The organism is Rathayibacter sp. AY1B8 (assembly GCF_002932775.1).
Taxonomy (GTDB): Bacteria; Actinomycetota; Actinomycetes; order Actinomycetales; family Microbacteriaceae; genus Rathayibacter.
On sequence record NZ_PSWJ01000015.1, the window covers coordinates 22,808 to 42,576 of the forward strand.

Consider the following 19,769-nt stretch of genomic DNA (forward strand, 5'->3'; position numbering starts at 1 on the left):
GCTACTGCGCGGCGAGGGCCGCGATGTCGATGGTCCACACCGCGTTATAGACGACACCCGAGACGTCCTTCGCCGCGGCGATGTTGTTGCCGGGCTGGAGCAGCGGGATGAAGGGGCCGTCGGCGTTCAGCGCGGTCTGCAGCTCCTCGAAGCGCGACTGGCGCTCGTCGTCGCTGCCGCCGGTGGCCGCGGCGTCGGCAAGCGCCGAGATCGCGGGGGCCGCACCGTCGGTCCAGCCGGAGCGGAGGCCCACGACGTCGCCCGGGGTGAAGACGAGGTAGTCGCTCGGGTCCGGGTAGTCCGGGCCCCAGTACCAGAGGCCCATGGTCTCGGTGCCGTTGCGGTAGGCGTCGAGCTCGGTGGCGACGGGGGCCGGGGCGAGCTCGACGGTGATGCCGGCGTCCTTCAGCTGCGACTGGATGCGCTGCGCGATGGTCGGGAAGTCGATGCCGTTCAGGCTGATGTCGCTCGGGAAGTTGAGCGTCACGGACTCGCCGGCGTAGCCGCTCTTCGCGAGGTCCGCCTTCGCGGCGTCGAGGTCCTGGGTGAGCGCGCCGCTCTCGGGCAGGGCGCCGAGCAGCATGCTCGGGATGACGCCGGACGCCTGGGCGGTGCCGTTGCCGGCGATCGAGACGAGGTCGTCGTAGTCGACGGCCTCCTTCACGGCCTTCACGAAGTCGGGGTTCGACGTGATCGCCGAGACGCTCGGGTTCTGGTTGAGCAGCAGGAAGATCACGTTCGCCGACGGGTCGCTGGTCACCGCGACCGAGTCGCCGAGCGCCTCCGCCTGAGTGCCCGAGAGGTCCAGCGCCACATCGGCGCTGCCGCCCTCGACGTTGATCTTCTGGGTCGCACCCTCGACGTTCTGGATGACCACGCGGCCGTAGCCCGGGGCGTCGCCGTCGTAGTTCTCGTTCGCGGTCAGCACGACCTGCGAGGCGAGGTCGAGCGTGTCGAGCACGTACGGGCCGGAGCCGGCGGAGGTGGTGTTGAGGAACGTCTCGGCGGTGTCGGTCTCGTCGGTGGTGCCGCCGTTCTCCTTCACGACCTTCGAGTTCAGGATGCCGAGCGCCGGGTTCGCCAGGATCGCCGGCAGGGCGGGCGTGGGGTTCTCGGTGGTCAGCACCACCGTCGTGTCGTCCTTCTTCGTGACGGTGACGCCGTCGAGGAGGAACGAGGGGTTGCCCTTGAGGCCGATCACGCGCTGCAGCGAGAACACCACGTCGTCGGCGGTCATCGCGGTGCCGTCCGAGAAGGTGTGCTCGCCGTTCAGGGTGAGGGTGAAGGTCTTCGCGTCGTCGGACTGCTCGAGGCTCGCGAGGCCGTCGACGACCTGCGAGACGTCGCCGCCCTCGAAGGTGAGGAGGGTCTCGTAGAGCGCCTTGTCGACCATCTGGCCGGTCGGCTCGTACATGCGGCCCGGGTCGGCGGTCTTCAGGTCGAACGCCTTGTTGATGGTGAGCGTCGCGCTGCTGCCGTCGGCGGTGTCGACGCGGCCCGAGGAGCAGCCCGCCACCAGGAGGGCGAGCGAGACCGCCGCAGCGGCGATCACCACTCGCGTCGGGGCGGAGCGCGGGGTGCGGGTGGAGCGGACAACCATGGAGGCCTCCTGGCGAGGGTTCGGCTGGACGTGTTGCGAAACGATGGCACATCGCGACGCACTCCGTTCCCAGAGGGCCGCTATCGTGGACGAACTGCCACCGGCACCGATGAAGGAGTGGATTATGTCGATCACCGATCCGGCCGCCGGTGCGGTCGCTGGACAAAGCGCGGGCGGGCTCGACGACCTCAATCTGCGCATCCTCGCCGTCCTGCGCGAGAACGGGCGCATCTCGATGTCCGCCCTGGCCGAGCGGGTGAACGTCTCGCGGGCGAGCGTCTACAACCGGGTCGAGCAGCTGACCGCATCCGGCGTCATCACCGGATTCTCGGCCCTGGTCGATCCGGGGAAGGTGGGGCTCGACGTCTGCGCCCTGGTGTTCGTGACGGTGCATCCGCAGTCGTGGCACCGGTTCCGCGAGGGCATCCTCCAGATGCCCGACGTCGAGTACTGCTGCATCACGACCGGCGAGCACGACGCGATGCTCCTGGTCCGCTCGCTCGACATCGGCGGCGTGCACGACTTCGTCACCGGCGTGGTCGCGGCCCGGCCCGAGGTGAAGTCGGTGGTCTCGGTCGTCGTGCTCGACGAGGTGGTGCGCAAGGCCTACCTGCTGCCCTCCGACATCCCCGACCGCTCCGGATCGACGAACCGGCTCGGCATGACGCGGTTCACCACCGCGGGGAACGGCCGCGACGCGGCGCGCTGAGCGTCAGACCTCGACGCAGATGCTGACGTGGTCGTCGCCGTCGATCTCGAACTCCTCGACGAGCCGCAGCAGGCCCTCCCCGTCGAGCTCGACGCGGCTGCCGCCGGTGCCGCTGACCACGGTCCCGCCGTCGATCAGCTGGTGCACGAACGAGACCTGCAGGGCGTCGCCGGTGCGTGTACCCACGAACCGGCCGAAGGTCACGGTGTCGCCGACGTAGTCGCCCCAGACCACTCCGTCGCGCTCGGAATAGTGGAACCGCGACGGCGACTCCGGGTCGACCGCGCTGTTGGTCGAGGAGGTCATCACGAACTCGCGGCCGTCGAGACTGGGGGCGGTGGTGGCGTCGTTCACGTCATGGAGTATGCCGGAGAGGTCAAGGTGTCCTGGCCGCACGCCGGTTTCGTCTCGTTCTTCGGGTCCGCGACCCCCGGGGCTGGACGAAAGCGCCGTCTGCGGGTCTCTCGACGGTCCATTCGTCTGCGATCCTCCGCCGCCCGTCCCGATCGACCGAGCGACTCCGGGATCGGACGGGCGATCTCCGCGGACAGGCGGCGGCGAGGCGTCCGGACTTCCCTTGCCGCCTCGATACTCCATCGACTCGTCCGTGATCGGAAACTTTCCCGTACTCTCAGAACCCGTACGGGGAATGAACCGGGGGCTCATTCGCATCCGGTTCGAATTCAGCATCTTGGGGGCGCAATGGATCCGCAGCAATCGGTGAAGAGTGATCGCGCCCTGTGCGCCAACGCGAGGAGCGACGGATGACGGGATCGAGCACGGCAGGGGCCGTCGTGAAGCGCCCCGAGTCGCGAGAGTGGATCGACTTCGCCAAGGGCGTCGCGATCAGTCTCGTCGTGCTCTACCACTCGTCGTTGTTCCTGGGATTCTTCGGCCTCGAGGGGTACGTCCCGAAGCTCCGCACTGTGCTGCTCTACTTCCCCATGCCCGTGTTCTTCTTCATCGCGGGCCTCACGGCCGCCCGGATGCTGACGTGGACGTTCGCCGAGCTGTGGCGCCGCCGGGTCCTAGCGCTGGTGTACCTCTATCTGCTGTGGTCGTTCATCCGGGTCGTCTTCTACCTCATCGTCCCGTTCTCACGGTCGGAGGCCACCTCACCGACGGACCCGCTCAACGTGCTGGTGCTCCCCATCCTGCCGTCGAGCAGCTACTGGTTCATCTGGGCTCTCGCGATCTTCAGCATCCTCGCCTGGGCGATCCGCAAGGTGCCCCGGTGGATCCAGCTCTCTGTGGCCGGGCTGCTGTCCGTCGCGTCCACGACCACGGGCCTGCTGGACACCGACAACATCGGCTGGGACCGGGTGCTCCAGAACTTCATCTTCTTCCTCGTGGCGATGTTCATCCCCCGCACGTTCTACCGCTTCGCCGCCCGCGTGAAGGTCTGGCAGGCGCTCGCGCTCGCAGTGTCCTACATCGGCATCATCGCGGTGATCGTCGCCTTCGACGCCAACCGCATTCCGGGCGTCATCCTGATCGCCAGTTCGGTCGCGATCGTCCTGGGCATCGCCGGCTCCCAGTACCTCGTCAAGGTCCGCGCACTGAAGATCTTCGTCACCATGGGGCAGCAGAGCTTCCAGATCTACCTCCTGCACCTCTTCGTGATCGCTGTCGTCGTCGCGTTCGTCCCCCTGCTCGGCGAGACGAATGTCCCACCCCTTCCGGCGACGGTCTTCCCGGTCGCCCTGACGGTGTTCTCCCTCTGGGCGTCGCTGTTCCTCTTCCAGTCGCTGCGGCGCTTCTCCTGGCTGTGGGTGAGCCCGTTCAGCACCGGCAAGTCCCAGAAGAAGCGCCTCGCCGCCAGGAATGCGAGATCAGCCGAGGTCCAGCCCACCGCGGTCGAGTCCGCAGCTCCTGTCGCCCCGGCCGATGAGCCCGCTGACGCGGGGACTGCGGGCAGACCGGAGAAGGACTGACCGGCGAATACCTCCCGGGCGACTCCCCGGGCGGCCCTTCTGCAGGCCCGAGTCGTCTCCGGCGCTGGTGGGTCCGCGTCAGACCGGGCCGGCCCGCACTGCTCGGTCTCGGGCGAGCCGAGGGAGCAGTCGGACGAGGACGACCATGCCGACGAGTTCCACGAGGGTCTGCGTGACGACGACGACGGGCGCGAGCGACAGCGGTGCCGGGAGCGCGAGTGCGAGGGGCAGCACGACGAGCGAGTTGCGGGTCGCGCCGCTGAACACGAGGGCGCGCGTCGCGGGCACGTCGAGTCGGAAGACGCGTCCAGCACCCAGCCCGAGAACGGTCATGACCACGAGGAATCCCGCGTAGAGCGGGACGAGGACGAGAAGCCGGCCGGCCGAGGCGCCCACGGCGCCGGCCTGGGAGGCGACGACGGTGAAGAGCGTGGCCGTCATGAGCGGCACCATGAGCCCGAGCATCGTGGACTCGACGATCCGGCCGGCTCTGTGTCGGCGCGCCAGGGCCTGCACCAGCCCGGCCGCGGACAGCGGCACCACGATCAGCAGCAGGAACGCCCGCGCGAACGGACCGGCGTCGACCACCGCCACCCCCGCAGGACCGATGAAGAGCAGCAGATACACGGGGAGGAGGAGGATCTGCGCGAGCATCAGCAGCGGTGCGGCGGCGAGCAGCCGGTCGGACGCCCCTCCGGCGAGCCCGGCGAACACGATCACGTAGTCGATGCACGGCGTCAGGAGCACCAGGAGGACCCCGAACAGCAGCACCGGAGTGTCGGCGACGAATCGGGACAGCCCGTAGGCGACGAGCGGCACGACGACGAAGTTCAGCACCCCGACCGCGGCGAGGAAGCGGCCGTCGCGCAGAGATCGTCCGATCGCGGCGAACGGGACCCCGAGGAACGTGGCGAACAGCAGCAGCGCGAGCACCGGTTCGATCGCGACCTCGAGGTGGTGCGCGGCGGGCAGCAGCAGTCCGAGAGCGGCGCCGGCGGCGATCGCGGCGAGGTAGAGCGGGATCTGGCGGTGCTCGAGCCAGGCGACGAGCGCTCTCACGACAGCAGGTCGGCGAGAAGGAGGGGCACGGGTGCAACGGTAGAGGTCCGAACCGCTTGAGGGTCGCTGCTCTGCCGCTCGTCGCGGCGGAGGGGCTTCTCCCTCGACCCCGCCCCGGTGAACGGTCCGGGCCGAGACCTTGGACGATGCGGCCCAGCCAGGATCCGCTCCCGCACGGTCCTCCCCGTGAGACGCGCCCAGGACGAGACGCCGTCGACAGCTCTTTCCTGCGTCACTCGACGGTCCTCATAAGCTTTCGCAACTTCTGGTGCAGAGGTGTCGGAAAGATACGAACGCATCATGTCGCATCAGGCGCGAAAAGCTCGAAGAGCTCAGAGGTATTGAGGCCTCGGCCAGTTAATGCTTTAATCCACATCGAACCGGTTCGATGATCTATGCATCACTGTGCGGACAGGTTCGACCAATCGCTCGATCAATGGAGATACAGCAGATGAACAGATCCATCGCTCTACGCGAGACGCCTCCCACGGATGCCGACCGGCGACAGCGCCGTCGGATCCGCGGGCGTCGTGTCCTCGCAGCAGTCGTCTCAGCGGCGGTCGTCGCAGCGGGGAGCGTCCTCGCCGTGGGCGCTCCCGCGGAAGCGGCACCCGGAGCCGCAGCCACGCTCGTCGTGGAGGCCGACCAGCCCTTCCGTCCCGTCACTCACATGGCCAGCGGGTCCCTGTACGGACTGGCGAGCGCCGGCGTCCCGTCCCTCGACAAGATCCTCCCCATCAAGCCGCACACCTTCGTGCAGAAGCCCGAGGGGGGCACCCAGCAGCCGACCGGTGACGCTCTGTCGGTCGCCGACACCGCGAAGGCGGCCGGTGCGGGCGTCGTCGTCCGCCTGGTGGACTACCTGCCCGGCTGGCCCTATCGATACGACAAGGCCTCCTGGCTCCCGGCCGTCGAGAAGATGGTCGAGGACACCCAGGCGTCCGGCAAGACGAACATCGTCGCCTATGCCATCTGGAACGAGCCCGACATCACCTGGCAGGCGTCGAACGGCTCCTTCTTCGATCTCTGGACCGAGACCTACCGTCTGATCCGCACCCTCGACCCCGAGATGCCGATCCAGGGCCCCGCCTACTCCGACAACATCACGAACATGCGCGCGTTCTACGAGCACGCGAAGGCGACCGACACCCTCCCGGACGTCCTCGAGTGGCACGAGCTGATCCGCTCCTCGAAGATCAAGGGCGACGTCGAGAAGGTCCGGGCGATCCTCGACGACCTCGACCTCCCCGAGCCGCCCATCGACATCACCGAGTACGCGGCACCCGCCGAGGTCGGCCTGTCCGGCCCGCTGGTCGGGTACATCGCGAAGCTCGAGCGCTACGGGATCACCCGCGCCGAGCTCCCGTTCTGGAACCAGTCGGGCGCCCTGGGCGACCTCCTCACCGGACGGAACGGCGACCCCAACGGCGCGTACTGGCTCTACACCTGGTACGCCCAGATGACCGGCCAGATGGTGACCACCACGCCGCCGTCGAACGAGAGCCCGCTCGACGGCGCCGCCTCCGTCAGCGACGAGGGCGACGAAGTGCGCGTCATCGCCGGCGGCAACACCGGAGCCACGTCCATCAAGGTCAACGGGCTCGACGAGCTGTCGCTCGGCTCGAAGGTCGACGTCCAGGTGGACTTCACCGCCTCCTACGGCCGCACGGTGAAGACCGACGGCCCGGTCACCATCTCGAACACGACCTACGAGGTCGCCGCCGACGGATCGATCACGGTGCCCATCGTGATGAACCCGACCTACGGCTACCAGGTGATCGTCACCCCGGAGAAGAGCCCGACCAGCCTGGCGGGCGACTACACCGTGGGCAACGCGAACTCCGGTCTGCAGCTCGCCACGCAGGGCGGCGCGACCGCGAACGGGACGCCGGTCGTCCAGGCCGACTCCGCGACCGCGACCGGACAGGCGTGGAGGATCACGGCAGCGGGCCAGGGCCTCTACCGCGTCATCCACACTCCCAGTGGACGCGCCCTGACCATCGCCGGCGCCGCAGCGTCCAACGGAGCAGCCGCGGTGATCGCCGACGTGAACGGCGGAGACGAGCAGCTCTGGCAGCTCATCCCCGACGGGAAGGGGAAGGTCCGCCTCGCGAACTACGCGACGGGCAAGACGCTCGGCGTCCTCAACCTGAGCAAGGACGCGGGCGCTGCGGTCATCCAGTGGTCCGACGGCGCACCGACCTCCAACTGCCAGGTCAGCGGAGCCCGCCAGCCGGGCAGGTTCGGCACGGCACTGGACTTCTGCAAGACGGCGTCGTACGGGTCGCTCCCCAGCGGAATCGTCAGCGGACTCACCGGCGACTGGTCCGTCTCGACCTGGATCAAGCCGGCGTCGCTGACGAACTACTCCCGCGTCTTCGACTTCGGCACGGGCCAGAACGTCAACATGTTCCTCACCCTCAACGCCGGGGGTGCCGGACCGCGGTTCGCCATCACGAACACCGGCGCCGGGGGCGAGCAGCGACTGACCTACGGCGGTCAGAACTTCCCGCTCAACCAGTGGTCGAACGTGGTCGTCACCGTCTCGGGCACGCAGGGCACGATGTACCTCAACGGCACCGTCGTCGCCACGAATCCGAACATGACGGTGAAGCCGTCGGCTCTCGGGAACACCAACCGGAACTACCTGGGCAAGTCGCAGTACGGGGACCCGGCTTACGACGGCGCGATCGACGACTTCGCCGTCTACGACCGGGCGCTGTCCGCGGCCGACGTGGCCGCTCTGGCCGGCGGCCGGGCCGCGGCGGGCACCGTCGCGCAGTACGCGTTCGACGAGGCGTCCGGAGCCGCCCTCCAGGACTCCTCGGGGAACAACCGGAACGGGACGATCGTCCTCGGAACCGACGGAGCCACCACCAGCACCGCGACCGACGCCCAGACCGCCGACCGGTTCTGGACGCTCACGCCGGTCGCCGTCGCCGACACGACCAAGCCGGCGGTCACGCTGGTGTCGCCCACCACGGCGGGCCCCTTCTCCGCACTGGCCGTTCAGGTCGATGCGACGGACGACCGCGGACTGAAGCGCATCGTGGCCAACATCTACAAGGACGGCAAGCTCGTCAGGAGCACGCAGTCCCCGGTCGCCGGTGGTGCGACGACCGGATCGCACTCGGCCACGGTGCAGCTGCCCGACGGGAACTACACCGTCAAGTACAACGCGGAGGATCTCGCGGGCAACATCGCTCCCACGAAGACCTTCGCGGTGACGCTGGACAGCACGGCGCCGACGGCCACGGTCAAGACCGAGCCCTCCTTCACCACCGGTGAGAAGGGCGTCTACGACCAGGTGAGCTTCAAGCTGTACGACGCGGGCAGGATCGACAGGGCGGTCATCAACGGTCGCGTGAAGGATTTCACCGACAACGCGTGGTCCGACGTGAACTTCATCAAGCCGGGCGTCTTCGGCGCGGTCAAGGGTGCCAACACCATGGTCGTCCACGACGTCGCCGGGAACACCACCACCGTCCAGTTCACCCTGAACTGACCCGGACCTCGAGGCGCCCCGTATCCGTACGGGGCGCCTCGAGCGTGCGCGGGGCATGCCACGGCAGGGTGGGCACAGGGAGGGCGTCCTCCGCCCGGACCGGCAGCGGCCCCCGGATGCAGGAGCATGAGATGCGACCGCCGCGTGCTCTCCTGCACCTGAGCGGAGAGCCGGCAGCAGTCCGACCGGTCCTCGCCGTCCGACAGCCTCCGAGGAGAACGACAGTGGCCACCATCGCAGACGTCGCCCGCGAAGCGGGCGTCTCCCGCAGCACCGCGTCCTACGCGTTCTCGGGCAACCGCCCGATCTCGGCCGAGGTGCGCCGGCGAGTGCTCGCTGCGGCTCGTCGCCTGGAGTTCACGCCCAACGCGGGCGCGCGATCGCTGGCGACCTCGCAGACCCGGGTCATCGGCCTGCTGGCGCAGTTCCTCGAGGACGAGTTCGCCCCCGCGATGCTGCAGTACACCCTCGGCGTCTCGAACATGGCCCGCGAGCTCGGATACGACATCCTGCTGGTCACCGACGCGGACGGCACGAGCGCACTGCGACGCATCAGCGACTCCCGCATGGTCGACGGGATCGTCCTGCTCAATGTCGCCGTGGACGATCCGCGGCTGGACATCCTGCGCAACGCCCGGCAGCCGGGCGCCCTCGTCGGCCTGCCGAGGGACTGCTCCGGCGTCGACGTCTTCGACCTCGACTTCGAGGAGACCGGTCGCGCGATGATCGAGCACTTCCACGCCCTCGGGCATCGGGAGCTCGTGCTCGTGTCCCCGCCCCAGCACGTCGTCGATCGCGGCGGCGCCTACGTCTGGCGCCTGCAGGACGCCGCTCTCGAGGCCGCCGACGCCCACGGCATCCGACTGCACACGTCGTTCGCGCCCTCCACCCAGCCGGACGTCGGCCGGGCGCTCGGAGACCTGCTCGACGCGCACCCTCGGGCGACGGGCCTGCTCGTCAACAACGAGGCGGCCGCAGCGGCACTTCCGAGCGTTCTGGGAGCGCGGAGCACGAGGAGCCCGGAGGACGTCTCCGTGCTCGGCCGGTTCTCGGAGGAGTTCGCGCGCACCTTCTCGCTCCCCTACTCCTTCGTGGAGAGCGCACCCGACCGGCTCGGGAGCATGGCGGTGCGTCAGCTCGTCCGCCGGATCGAAGGCGCGACCGACACCGAGGAGGCGTACGTCGTGCGCCTCCTCGGCCCTGAGATCGTCGAACGCGGCAGTACGGCGCCTCCGCGTCCGGCTTCCGCGACCTGAGCGGACGACCTCGCCCGGGGGCCCTCCATCCACCCGGGACCACGACCACGAGGCGCACGACGGTGGCCTTCGCCGCCGCTGCTGCCGTGACGGCAGCCGCCGGAATCACCCGCCGCCAGAAGTCGCCGAATGATCGGCTGTCGGCACGGTCGTCCGGTTCGTCGTGTCGGACGCAGGGATCCGCGACCGCTTCCCGCCGTCGGCGCCCCGGCCACCCGTGCGCTCGAGGACGGGGGCGTGCACGATCTGGACGACGTGAGGCGAATGGGCCTCGACCGTCTCGGAACGCTCCACGGAGTGGGACCGAAGGCGCTCCGGCTCCTCCAGCAGGCCCTCGACGCGGACGGTCCCGCTCCGTAGCGGTCCCTTCCCCGCACGGTCGCCTCGACCCAGAATGGTCGGAGGCTCGGCGCGCCGGTTCCCGGGGGCGATCCGACCGCGGAGGCGGCCGCCGGGGGAACGGTGGTCGGATGGACCAGGAGGCGCGATGAAGATCATGCTCGTGATGCGGTCCGACGGCAGCTACGCCGGGGGAGATGCCCCCGAGGACTACGCGGCCTGGGCGGACTACGACGCGTCGCTGAAGGCGGACGGCGTCCTCGTCGACTCCGGACGCTTCGCCGACGCCTCCGGGGACGTCTCCGTCGAGACGGATCTGACCGCGGCGCGAAGAGGAAGCGGCACTCCGGCCCCCTCCCGAGCGGAGGAGCGGTCAGCCCTCGTCGGCTACTACCTGCTCGACTGCCCGACCCGGGACGACGCCGTGCGGTACGCCCGACGCGCCCCCCCTCTACGGCTCGGTCGACGTGCACGAGCAGGCGCAGTACTGAGCCCAGCGCTGCGGGCGCTCGCGGCGGCCCCGGGCGGATGATGGTCGGGTGAACCGCACCGATCGTCTGTACGGGCTCGTCGAGGAGTTGCGGGCGGTCTCGCCCCGGCCGCGGAGCGCGCGCCGTCTCGCCGAGCGGTTCGAGGTGTCGGTGCGGACCATCGAGCGGGACCTGTCCGCGCTGCAGCAGGCGGGTCTGCCGATCTGGGCGGAGCCCGGCCGCACGGGCGGCTACGTCATCGACGCGTCCGCGACCCTCGGGCCGGCCGGATTCACGGTGGAGGAGGCCGTCGCCGTGCTGATCGGCCTCAGCGCGCTGCAGCGCAGTCCGTTCCGGCAGGCAGCCAGGACCGCCGCCCGGAAGACGCTCGCGGTCCTGCCGGACGACGTGGCCGCCCGCGCCGGCGCGGTCGCCTCCGGGTGCACTTCCTCGAGAGCGAGGAGGAGGCGGTCGTCCCGGCGGAGTTCGCGACGGCCCTCCGAGCGGATCGTGTCGTCCGGCTCCGCTACCGCGACAGCAGCGGCGCGGAATCGGTCCGAGACGTCGAACCGCTCGGCTCGATCGGGAAGGAGGAGCACTGGTACCTGATCGCGTGGTGCCGGCTGCGGGAGGGGGTCAGGGCGTTCCGCGGCGACCGGATGCTGTCGGTCGAGGTGACCGACGAGCGGCCTCCGCAGCGCACCCTGCGAGCCGAGGACCTCGCGCTCCAGTACGGACGGCTGCGGTCCGTCGTCGACGACTGACCCGCTCCGGGGACGGCCGCCGCGGACCTCGCGGAGTCCCGGACGATCTTCGGAAACACCGACAGGACGGTGTCGCGACGACCGGCGAGCCTGGTGCCATCACCTGATCCCGCCCCTGAAGGAGCCCCATGTCGTTCACCTCCCTCCGCCTCGTCACCGACGACCTCGACGCCCTCGTCGCCTTCTACGAGCAGGTCGTCGGCCGACCGGCCGAGCGCCCGGCGCCGGTCTTCGCGCAGTTCACGGGAGCGGGTGCGACCCTCGCGATCGCCCGCACCTCGACGGTCGCGATGCTCGACGGGGCCGTCGTCCCCGCGTCGAACCGCTCCGTCCTGCTCGAGTTCGAGGTGGCCGACGTCGACCGCGCCTTCGCCGAGCTCGCACCCCGGAGCGAGGACGTGGTGCTCCCGCCGAGCACCATGCCGTGGGGCAACCGCTCCACCCTCGTCCGCGACCCGGACGGGAACGTCGTCAACCTGTTCAGCAGGCCCGCCGGCTGATCGGGCGTGTTCCGTCGGTCCGAGCACGCTCACGCCCGGCCGGTGGGGCCCCCGGGGATCGCGGAGACCACCGGGGATCCTCTCTCGCGACGCGATCCTCCCGAGCCGGCGTGGCCTCGGGCCGACCGCGACCGGTCTGCGGTTCGCAGGCGGGAGCACGGCGACTCCGTCCAGCGTGATGTCCCGACCGCACTCCGACCGTCGGGACGGCCACCCGCCGCCGGTGTCCTCGGCGGTACCCTCGCGGCATGACCTTCGTGAACGTCGGCACCCTCGGGGCCGTCCCCGGCAGACGCGGCGAGCTCGTCGCCGTCCTCACCGAGCACAACGACGACCTCGTCGACGCCGGCTGCCTGCTCTACGAGGTCGGGGTCGACGACGAGCAGCCCGACACCGTCTTCGTCGTCGAGCTGTGGGAGAGCGCCGAGGCGCATCGGGCCTCCCTCGCCCTCCCCCGGGTCCAGGCCGCGATCGCGACGGCGCGCCCGCTGCTCAGCGGCGCCTTCGGCGGCTACCGCTTCGACGCAGCAGGCTCTCCCCTCCGGAGCTGACTCGCGCCGAAGGCCTGCCGGCCGTCGGCACAGGCCGACCTGGAGTGAGCGGGCCGTCCGTCAACGGAAGACCTCTTCCTCTCCCGCAACCCCGACACCTCGAAGCGGAGCACCGTGATCAGCACGTACCTCGTCGACCACGCCGCGCTCGTCCCGATCGCCTTCTGGATCGCGGTCGCGGTGGTCACGGCGATCGCCTGGCTGCTGCACCGGCGCGGCGCGGAAAGGTCTCTTCTCGTCCTCGCCGCGCTCGCCTTCGTCGTGGGGATCGCGCTGACCGTGTATCCGCCCGACGGGACGCCGCGGGTCTTCTGCACCGTGCAGTTCTCGGTGCCGTTCGACGGCATCGACACCCTCGCGAACATCGCGCTCCTGCTCCCCGGGGCCCTGCTGCTCGCGGTCGCGGTCGGCCGGCCCCTGCTCGTCGGCGCCGCCGTCTCCGGCCTGTCCGCCCTGATCGAGCTGGTCCAGGCGGGCGTTCCGGCGATCGGCCGCTCCTGCGACACGAACGACTGGTTCATGAACACCATCGGCGCACTCCTCGCCGCGCTCCTCGCCGCCCTGATCCTCACAGGGGAGAAGCGGCGCGGGCGTCGGCGAATGGTCCGCTGACACCGCCCGTCACGTCGCCCTGCTCTCGGCCGGGTGTCTCGGCGGCCGACATCAGCACGGGTCCGTCGATCCACGTCCCTGTGACGCGGACCTGCTCAGAGGACGGCCGACGCCACGGGTGCCGTCTCGGCGACGCCGAGGACGACCGGGCGCGACCGGGCGCCACCGGGTGCCGCGGTCGCGTCTGTCGACCGCCCCAGGAGCTGTCAAGTCTCTCCCCCGTCGGCCTCGGCGCTGCGCACGCTGGGGGCATGAAGCATCTCCTCTTCGCGAACAAGACGATGCTGGTCGGAGACGACGCGGCGGACGCTCTGATCGAGTACGGCGTCGCCCTCGCCGTGAGCAGCACGGCGGACCGCGTGGAGTACACCGGAATCGGCGGCGACGGCGGCACCGTGCAGGCGGTGTTCCTGCTCAACGCCGGCGCCGCCCTGGTCGCCGAGACCACTCCCTCCGATCTCCCGGAGCCGGACAACACGGCCGAGGTCGCCCGCATCCGCGAACGCACCAGGACGCTCACGGGAGTGTTCCCCGTGCAGCCGAGCGAGGACGACGTCACCTTCGACGTCGAGCTCGAGCACGGCTTCGGGTACTGACCGGCCCGCCCATGCCCTCCCTCCACGCCCCCTGGCCGACGCTCTGACCGGGGACACGGACGACGCCGAGGTCCGTCGCTGGGCGGCGTCCCGCGCCCCGCTCACGCCGGGGACGATCGCCGTGCTGCAGGCCGTCGGCTTCATCAGCGCAGCGCAGCGGGTCCCCGCCGACACGGCCCTCGCTCTCCTGCTGACGGCGGCGGAGGACGACCGGCGCGATCCGCCCGACGTGGCTCGCGATGTCCTCGCGCGCCGCCATCCCCTGGCCGATCCCGGTGACGATCGCGGCGCGTCGGGGACCCCGTGATCACCGCCCTTCGGGAGCCGTGGTCGGTCCGCCGCCGGGGGCGCTGTCTTCCGAGTCCGCGACGTGAAGTGCACCGCGCGCCGCCCGCCCCGCCCGCTGGATGCGCGCCCGCACCAGCCGCTGCAGCAGCGCGGGGTAGAGCTGGACGGCGATCGTCGACCCGAGCAGCCAGGCCGCGCCGCCCGTCGCACCTGTGACCGTCGCGGCGAGGGCGAGCGCGACTCCGACGGCCGTGCACGCGAGGTGCACCGCCTCGGAGCGGCGGGTGTGCTGATCGAGAGCGGTCAGTCCCGCGCGCGTGCCGTCGAAGCCGCGCTCGCGGGTGACGAGGCGGTTCCACCCGACGACGTCGAGCAGCCGGCCCAAGACGCCGACCCCGAGCGCCCGCAGCAGCGCCGGCTCGCGGCGACCCACGTCGAACCAGGACTGCTCGAGCGGACGCGTGCGCGCACCGAAGGTCAGGGCCGCCCAGCTGGTGAGGACCATCTGCGCGACCGCGGCGAAGACCGGATGCGAGGGTCCGATCGCGGTCCAGCCGGCCGCGAGGAGGGCGGCCGCGAGGACGGTGGGAACGAGGGTCCGGATCATCTCCGCTCCCTCCTGCTCGTGCTGCGGTGCTCGAGGCCAGTCCAGCAGATCCGCGGCATCCGTGCGCCGCGTCCTCCTCCGGACGCCCCGCGCCGGGCATCCACCGCCTTCTCGGCACCGCTTCCTTGACACCGCCGCCGGCCGGTCACCATCATGCAGTCACGACCGGCGGCGGCGCGCCACCGGCGTCCCGACAGGAACGGTGCACCGATGCCCACCATGCTCTTCGTCAACCTGGCCGTCGCCGATCTCGCTCGGGCGAGGGCCTTCTACGAGTCGCTCGGCTACTCGATCAACGAGGGCTTCAGCGACGAGAACGCCGTCAGCGTGGTGATCAGCGACACGATCACCGCGATGCTGCTCACGCGGGAGTTCTTCGCCGAGTTCACCAGCAAGCCGATCATCGACGCCACCACCTCGACCGAGGTGCAGCTCGCCCTCAGCGCCGACAGCAGGGAGGAGGTCGACACCCTCCACGGGAAGGCCCTCGCCGCGGGCGCGACCCCGGCCGGCGAGCAGGACCACGGGTTCATGTACTCGAAGAGCTTCGACGACCTCGACGGCCACCACTGGGACTTCGTCTGGATGGACCCGGCGGCCGCGGCAGGCGGTGCGCCGGAGCTGTCCGTCGAGGAGATCCGGGCGAACACGACGCACAGCTGAGTCACGACCCGCGGACTCCGAGCGGTCGACGTCCACGACCCGCGACGGCGCGCCGTCGCAGTCACACTCCGTCACGATCCGGCGCGCACTCCCCTCGGCCTGACAGGCTCCCGGCATCCGCCTTCAGGGCGTCTGGACAGGAGCACACCGTGACGATCACTGCACCGGCGACCACCGCGACCACTGCTGCGGCGACCACCGCGACCATGACCTCCGCGCCCGCACCCCGTGCCTCCGCGGCGGCCGGCTTCTCCACGCGCCAGGTGCACGCCGGTGCCGCGCCCGACGGCGCCCACGGAGCGCGCGTCACGCCCGTGCACCTCAGCGCCGGCTTCGTGTTCGACAGCTTCGAGCACGCCCGCGAGCGGTTCGCCGGCGAGGACGAGGGCTACCTCTACACCCGCAACGGGAACCCGACCACCGAGGAGGTCGAGCGTCGGCTCGCCGATCTCGAGGGCGGCGCCGAGGCGATCCTGGTGGCGAGCGGCCAGGCGGCCACCGCCTCCGCTCTCCTGGGGATCCTGCAGGCCGGCGACCGGGTGCTCTCGTCGCGCCGCCTCTACGAGGGCAACCGCGGGCTGCTGGTGCAGAACTTCGGGCGGCTCGGGATCGGCGTGGACTTCGTCGACGACGCGTCGAACCTCGGCGAGTGGGAGCGGCGGATCGGGCCCGACACCCGGGTCCTCTTCGGCGAGCCGATCCCGAACCCGAAGAACGATCTGCTGGACCTCCCGGCGCTGGCCGCGATCGCGCACCGGCACGGGCTGCCGCTCGTGGTCGACAACACGCTCGCGACCCCGTACCTCCTCCGCCCGATCGAGTACGGGGCCGACGTGGTCGTGCACTCGACCAGCAAGTTCCTCGCCGGACACGGCTCCGCCCTCGGCGGCGTGATCGTCGACGCCGGCACGTTCGACTGGGCGGCGCGCCCCGCGCTCTTCCCGCACCTCAACCAGGAGGAGCGGTCGTTCGGCGGGCGCAGCTGGACCGAGCAGCACGGCCGGCGCGCCTTCGTCTCGTACACGCGGGACATCGTGGTCTCCCGCCTGGGACCGACCCCGTCACCGCTGAACTCCTTCCTGCTGCGGCAGGGCGTCGAGACGCTGTCGCTCCGGGTCGAGCGGCACTCGGCGAACGCCCTCGCCGTCGCCCGCTTCCTCGAGGAGCGGCCCGAGGTCGTGTCGGTCGACTACTCCGGCCTGGAGTCGAGCCCGTCGTTCGCCCTCGCGCAGCGCCTGCTCCCCCGCGGGCAGGGCTCCGTCTTCTCCTTCACCGTGGCCGGAGGGGAGGCGGGCGCGGCCGCCTTCATCGACGCCGTCGAGCTGTTCAGCCACATGACCCACCTCGGCGACGTGCGCTCGCTGGTGCTGCACCCCGCGTCGACCACCCACGCCGGACGCACCTCCGCCGAGCGCGCTGCCGCCGGGATCCACCCCGGGCTCCTCCGGCTGTCGATCGGGATCGAGGACGTCGACGACCTCCTCCGCGACCTCGAGCGCGGGCTCGCCGCGGTGCGCGCACGCGCCCTCCCCGCGCTCGCGGAGGTGTGAGCGTGGCGCGCCGTCAGCACTTCGGCTGGTTCTTCTCCCGCGGCTTCGGCCCGCAGGGATGGGGGCACCCCTACCGGGAGTGGAACCACGACTGGACGAAGCCCGGCCTCTACCAGCAGTCGGCCCGCGAGCTGGAGCAGGCCGGCTTCGAGCTGATCGTGATGGAGGACGCCGTCTCGCTCGGCTCCCCGGAGACGCTCGACCTGCGGGTGCGGGGAGCGTACGGCGGGCCGAAGCACGATCCGCTCCTCCTGGCGCCGTACCTGTTCGCGGCGACCGAGCGGATCGGGCTGGCGCCGACGATCAACGCCGGCATCACGCCCCCGTACCTCGCCGCCCGGCAGGCGGCGACGCTGCAGCACCTCAGCTCCGACCGCTTCGGGATCAACCTCGTCACCGACGTCGGCAGCGCCCGCCACGTGGGCCTCGAGCCGCTGTCGCACGACGCGGCCTACGACCGGGCCGACGAGTGGATGGCGGTCGTCCGCCGGCTCTGGCACAGCTGGGGCGAGGGCGCGCTGGTCGCCGACCCCGAGTCGGGCCGCTACGCCGACGGCACCCGGATCGACGCGTTCCGCCACCGCGGGGAGCACTTCCGCGTGGACGGACCCCTGAACGCCGTCCCCTTCGAGAACGGCGACCCGATCGTCGTCTCCCCCGGCGGGTCTCCGCGCGGCCTGGCCTTCGCCGGCACGCAGTCGGACGTGCAGCTCGCGCTCGCCCCTCTGGAGGCCCGGGCGGTGCGCGACTACCGGGCGCGCGTGCTCGCCGCGGCCGAGCAGCACGGGCGGACGGCGGACGACCTGCGCGTGCTCTTCGTCGTGAAGCCCGAGATCGTGTCGAGCCCGGAGGAGGCCGCGCGCGTCGTCGAGGCGTCGCGCCACCCCGACGAGGACGCGCTGCGGCGGATCGCGCTCGGCTGGTCGAGCGACCTGGAGACCGACCTCACCGGGCTGGACCTGGACCTCCCCGTCCCGCGGTCGGTGTTCGGCGAGCACGTCTCGCACGGCACCATCGCCGGCCTGTACGGCGGCACGGAGGACGCTCCGCTGCGGGAGCTGCTCACCAGGAAGGCGCGCAAGGGCCGCGTCGCCGAGCGCGTCGGCTTCGTCGGCACCGCGGAGGAGTTCGCCGACTTCGTCGAGGAGCTCGGCGACGACGGCGGCAGCGACGGGCTCCTCCTCTCCGGGGACCTGCACCCGGTCACCCTGCACCGGATGCTCGACGACCTCGTCCCCGTCCTGCGCCGCCGCGGGATCCTCCGCGACGAGCTCGCTCCCGGCGGGACCCGCGCCAACCTCTTCGGGACGTAGGGGGGGGCCGCCCCGTCTCACTCCGGATCCTGCGCCCGGCCGGGCACCGGGCGGAAGAACCCGTGCTCGATCTCGTGGGCGAGCTGCACAGCCTCGACACGCGAGGCCGCCCGGTCCACCGCCGGCGGCCCGGCCTCATCGGGGGTGCAGAGGGAGCGGAGGCGCTGAAGGACGGCTCCTCGCCACTGTCGTGCGATGCCGCCCGCCTCGGTGCTCCGCCGTCCCACCTCGTCGAGTCCCCGCGAAGGCGCTCCGCCGTTCACACGGCGGCCCGCACGGCTTCGAGCGCCTCGAGGAGGAGGGGACGCGGCATGGCGAAGACGAGACGCACGTGGTCGGCGTAGCCGGCGCCGCACAGGCGTCCGGAGGTGAGCGTCACTCCCGCCTCGCGCTGCAGGTGCTGCGCGGGATCGGCGAGGCCGAGAGCACCCAGGTCGAACCAGGCGAGATACGTCGCCTCCGGGGTGCGGTGCCCGATCCGGGGCAGCTCGGAGGCGAGGAAGTCGGCGATGAGGCGCCGGTTGCCGTCGAGGTAGTCGACGACCTCGTCGAGCCACGCTCCGCCCTCCCGGTAGGCGGCCGTCGAGGCGATCACGCCGAGATTCGAAGCGCCGTGCTGCACCGCGAACCCGAAGCGCGAGTAGACGTCCTCGTCTGCGTCATTCGTGGTGATCAGCTGCGCGGCCTTCAGGCCGGGGATGTTCCACGCCTTCGAGGCGCTCGTTCCGGTGACGGAATGCCGGGCGGCCTCCTCCGAGACCGAGGCGTAAGGGATGTGGGGGACGCCGTCGAACCGCAGCGGCGCGTGGATCTCGTCGGCGAAGACCCGCCCGCCGTGGCGCTCGACGACAGCGGCGAGACCTTCGAGCTCGGACCGTGGCAGGACCGAGCCCGTCGGGTTGTGCGGATTGCAGAGCACCAGGGTGCCCGCTCCCTGCGCGAAGGCCGCATCGATCCCGTCGAGGTCGTGCTCCCAGCGGCCGTCGACGATCGTTCCCGGGACCTCGATCACCTCGCGTCCGATGGCCGACAGGTAGGTGAGGAACGGCATGTAAGCGGGGGTAGGCACGATCACCGGTGAGCCGGGGCGGGAGAACTCGGTGACGGCCACTCCGAGCGCGGCCATGACATCCGAGACGGAGTGCACGCGGGCGGGGTCGACCGTCCACGCGTACTGCTCAGCGAGGTACTCCGCGGCGGCCTCGCCCAGCTCGCCCGCAGTCGAGGGGGACAGATAGCCCAGCACGTCGCCGGCCACGGCGTCGTGCAGTGCCCTCCGAACGGCCGGCGCCGTACCGAAGTCCATCTCGGCGACCCAGGCTCCGATGGTGCCGGGGCGGAGGCTCCACTTGCGGCTCGTCGGGCGGTCGAGTCGTTCGCGCGTGAGCGAGTCGAACAGGTGCATGGGAGTCCTCGGGGAAGCGGGCGGAGGGCGCCCCGCTGGGCGATCGGG

20 protein-coding genes and 1 pseudogene are annotated in these 19,769 nt (G+C 71.0%); 16 read left to right on the forward strand and 5 right to left on the reverse strand.

Annotated features, from left to right (window positions below; genetic code table 11):
- Position 1: 1 nt before the first annotated feature.
- Entirely contained in the window at positions 2 to 1,600 is a 1,599-nt protein-coding gene (locus C5C63_RS10255) for an ABC transporter substrate-binding protein (RefSeq protein ID WP_104291804.1), read from the reverse strand.
- A 124-nt stretch (positions 1,601 to 1,724) separates the two neighbouring features.
- On the opposite strand from C5C63_RS10255, the gene C5C63_RS10260 reads away from it, so the two are divergent.
- Positions 1,725 to 2,309 carry an Lrp/AsnC family transcriptional regulator gene (locus C5C63_RS10260; RefSeq protein WP_104223259.1) on the forward strand — a complete coding sequence of 195 codons (585 nt, stop codon included), beginning with the start codon at positions 1,725 to 1,727 and terminating at the stop codon, positions 2,307 to 2,309.
- A 3-nt stretch (positions 2,310 to 2,312) separates the two neighbouring features.
- Here C5C63_RS10260 and C5C63_RS10265 read toward each other — a convergent pair whose 3' ends face one another.
- Positions 2,313 to 2,663 carry a hypothetical protein gene (locus C5C63_RS10265; protein ID WP_258060307.1) on the reverse strand — a complete coding sequence of 117 codons (351 nt, stop codon included), beginning with the start codon at positions 2,661 to 2,663 and terminating at the stop codon, positions 2,313 to 2,315.
- 410 nt (positions 2,664 to 3,073) lie between these two features.
- On the opposite strand from C5C63_RS10265, the gene C5C63_RS10270 reads away from it, so the two are divergent.
- Positions 3,074 to 4,243 carry an acyltransferase family protein gene (locus tag C5C63_RS10270; protein WP_104326002.1) on the forward strand — a complete coding sequence of 390 codons (1,170 nt, stop codon included), beginning with the start codon at positions 3,074 to 3,076 and terminating at the stop codon, positions 4,241 to 4,243.
- 78 nt (positions 4,244 to 4,321) lie between these two features.
- Here C5C63_RS10270 and C5C63_RS10275 read toward each other — a convergent pair whose 3' ends face one another.
- On the reverse strand, positions 4,322 to 5,302 hold the full coding sequence (locus C5C63_RS10275) for an arsenic resistance protein (RefSeq protein ID WP_104326003.1): 981 nt from the start codon (positions 5,300 to 5,302) through the stop codon (positions 4,322 to 4,324).
- Between the two features lie 670 nt (positions 5,303 to 5,972).
- Between C5C63_RS10275 and C5C63_RS17030 the strand changes: the two genes are divergently transcribed.
- The 11 genes and pseudogenes from C5C63_RS17030 (at position 5,973) to C5C63_RS10325 (ending at position 14,202) form a co-directional block, all read left to right on the forward strand.
- Positions 5,973 to 8,807 (forward strand): LamG-like jellyroll fold domain-containing protein, encoded by a 2,835-nt coding sequence (locus C5C63_RS17030; RefSeq protein WP_219815293.1) that lies wholly within the window; start codon positions 5,973 to 5,975, stop codon positions 8,805 to 8,807.
- A 224-nt stretch (positions 8,808 to 9,031) separates the two neighbouring features.
- Complete coding sequence (locus C5C63_RS10285) at positions 9,032 to 10,063, forward strand: LacI family DNA-binding transcriptional regulator (RefSeq protein ID WP_104255903.1); 1,032 nt, start codon at positions 9,032 to 9,034, stop codon at positions 10,061 to 10,063.
- A gap of 237 nt (positions 10,064 to 10,300) precedes the next feature.
- The gene (locus C5C63_RS17410) at positions 10,301 to 10,423 is read left to right on the forward strand and encodes a hypothetical protein (protein ID WP_258065434.1); all 123 of its coding nucleotides are present in this window, start codon (positions 10,301 to 10,303) and stop codon (positions 10,421 to 10,423) included.
- Positions 10,424 to 10,550: 127 nt separating this feature from the next.
- Positions 10,551 to 10,934 (forward strand): YciI family protein, encoded by a 384-nt coding sequence (locus tag C5C63_RS10295; RefSeq protein ID WP_104326005.1) that lies wholly within the window; start codon positions 10,551 to 10,553, stop codon positions 10,932 to 10,934.
- Between the two features lie 7 nt (positions 10,935 to 10,941).
- Positions 10,942 to 11,067 (forward strand): annotated as a pseudogene (locus C5C63_RS17415) (HTH domain-containing protein); the annotation flags it as partial.
- Positions 11,068 to 11,312: 245 nt separating this feature from the next.
- Positions 11,313 to 11,636 carry a YafY family protein gene (locus C5C63_RS17420; protein WP_258064149.1) on the forward strand — a complete coding sequence of 108 codons (324 nt, stop codon included), beginning with the start codon at positions 11,313 to 11,315 and terminating at the stop codon, positions 11,634 to 11,636.
- A 128-nt stretch (positions 11,637 to 11,764) separates the two neighbouring features.
- Positions 11,765 to 12,136 carry a VOC family protein gene (locus tag C5C63_RS10305; RefSeq protein WP_104326006.1) on the forward strand — a complete coding sequence of 124 codons (372 nt, stop codon included), beginning with the start codon at positions 11,765 to 11,767 and terminating at the stop codon, positions 12,134 to 12,136.
- A gap of 248 nt (positions 12,137 to 12,384) precedes the next feature.
- The gene (locus C5C63_RS10310) at positions 12,385 to 12,687 is read left to right on the forward strand and encodes a putative quinol monooxygenase (protein ID WP_104326007.1); all 303 of its coding nucleotides are present in this window, start codon (positions 12,385 to 12,387) and stop codon (positions 12,685 to 12,687) included.
- A 114-nt stretch (positions 12,688 to 12,801) separates the two neighbouring features.
- Entirely contained in the window at positions 12,802 to 13,299 is a 498-nt protein-coding gene (locus tag C5C63_RS10315) for a VanZ family protein (RefSeq protein WP_104326008.1), read from the forward strand.
- Between the two features lie 251 nt (positions 13,300 to 13,550).
- Complete coding sequence (locus C5C63_RS10320; RefSeq protein ID WP_104255912.1) at positions 13,551 to 13,895, forward strand: hypothetical protein; 345 nt, start codon at positions 13,551 to 13,553, stop codon at positions 13,893 to 13,895.
- Positions 13,896 to 14,016: 121 nt separating this feature from the next.
- Complete coding sequence (locus C5C63_RS10325) at positions 14,017 to 14,202, forward strand: hypothetical protein (protein ID WP_104233977.1); 186 nt, start codon at positions 14,017 to 14,019, stop codon at positions 14,200 to 14,202.
- On the opposite strand, the gene C5C63_RS10330 is transcribed toward C5C63_RS10325, so the two are convergent.
- Complete coding sequence (locus C5C63_RS10330; RefSeq protein ID WP_104326009.1) at positions 14,203 to 14,790, reverse strand: hypothetical protein; 588 nt, start codon at positions 14,788 to 14,790, stop codon at positions 14,203 to 14,205.
- A 210-nt stretch (positions 14,791 to 15,000) separates the two neighbouring features.
- Between C5C63_RS10330 and C5C63_RS10335 the strand changes: the two genes are divergently transcribed.
- The 3 genes from C5C63_RS10335 (at position 15,001) to C5C63_RS10345 (ending at position 18,316) form a co-directional block, all read left to right on the forward strand.
- Entirely contained in the window at positions 15,001 to 15,453 is a 453-nt protein-coding gene (locus tag C5C63_RS10335; protein WP_104250854.1) for a VOC family protein, read from the forward strand.
- Between the two features lie 206 nt (positions 15,454 to 15,659).
- On the forward strand, positions 15,660 to 17,003 hold the full coding sequence (locus tag C5C63_RS10340) for an O-acetylhomoserine aminocarboxypropyltransferase/cysteine synthase family protein (protein WP_104326026.1): 1,344 nt from the start codon (positions 15,660 to 15,662) through the stop codon (positions 17,001 to 17,003).
- A gap of 2 nt (positions 17,004 to 17,005) precedes the next feature.
- Positions 17,006 to 18,316 (forward strand): LLM class flavin-dependent oxidoreductase, encoded by a 1,311-nt coding sequence (locus C5C63_RS10345; RefSeq protein ID WP_104326010.1) that lies wholly within the window; start codon positions 17,006 to 17,008, stop codon positions 18,314 to 18,316.
- Positions 18,317 to 18,575: 259 nt separating this feature from the next.
- Here C5C63_RS10345 and C5C63_RS10350 read toward each other — a convergent pair whose 3' ends face one another.
- The gene (locus C5C63_RS10350; protein ID WP_104233981.1) at positions 18,576 to 19,721 is read right to left on the reverse strand and encodes a MalY/PatB family protein; all 1,146 of its coding nucleotides are present in this window, start codon (positions 19,719 to 19,721) and stop codon (positions 18,576 to 18,578) included.
- Between the last annotated feature and the right edge of the window lie 48 nt (positions 19,722 to 19,769).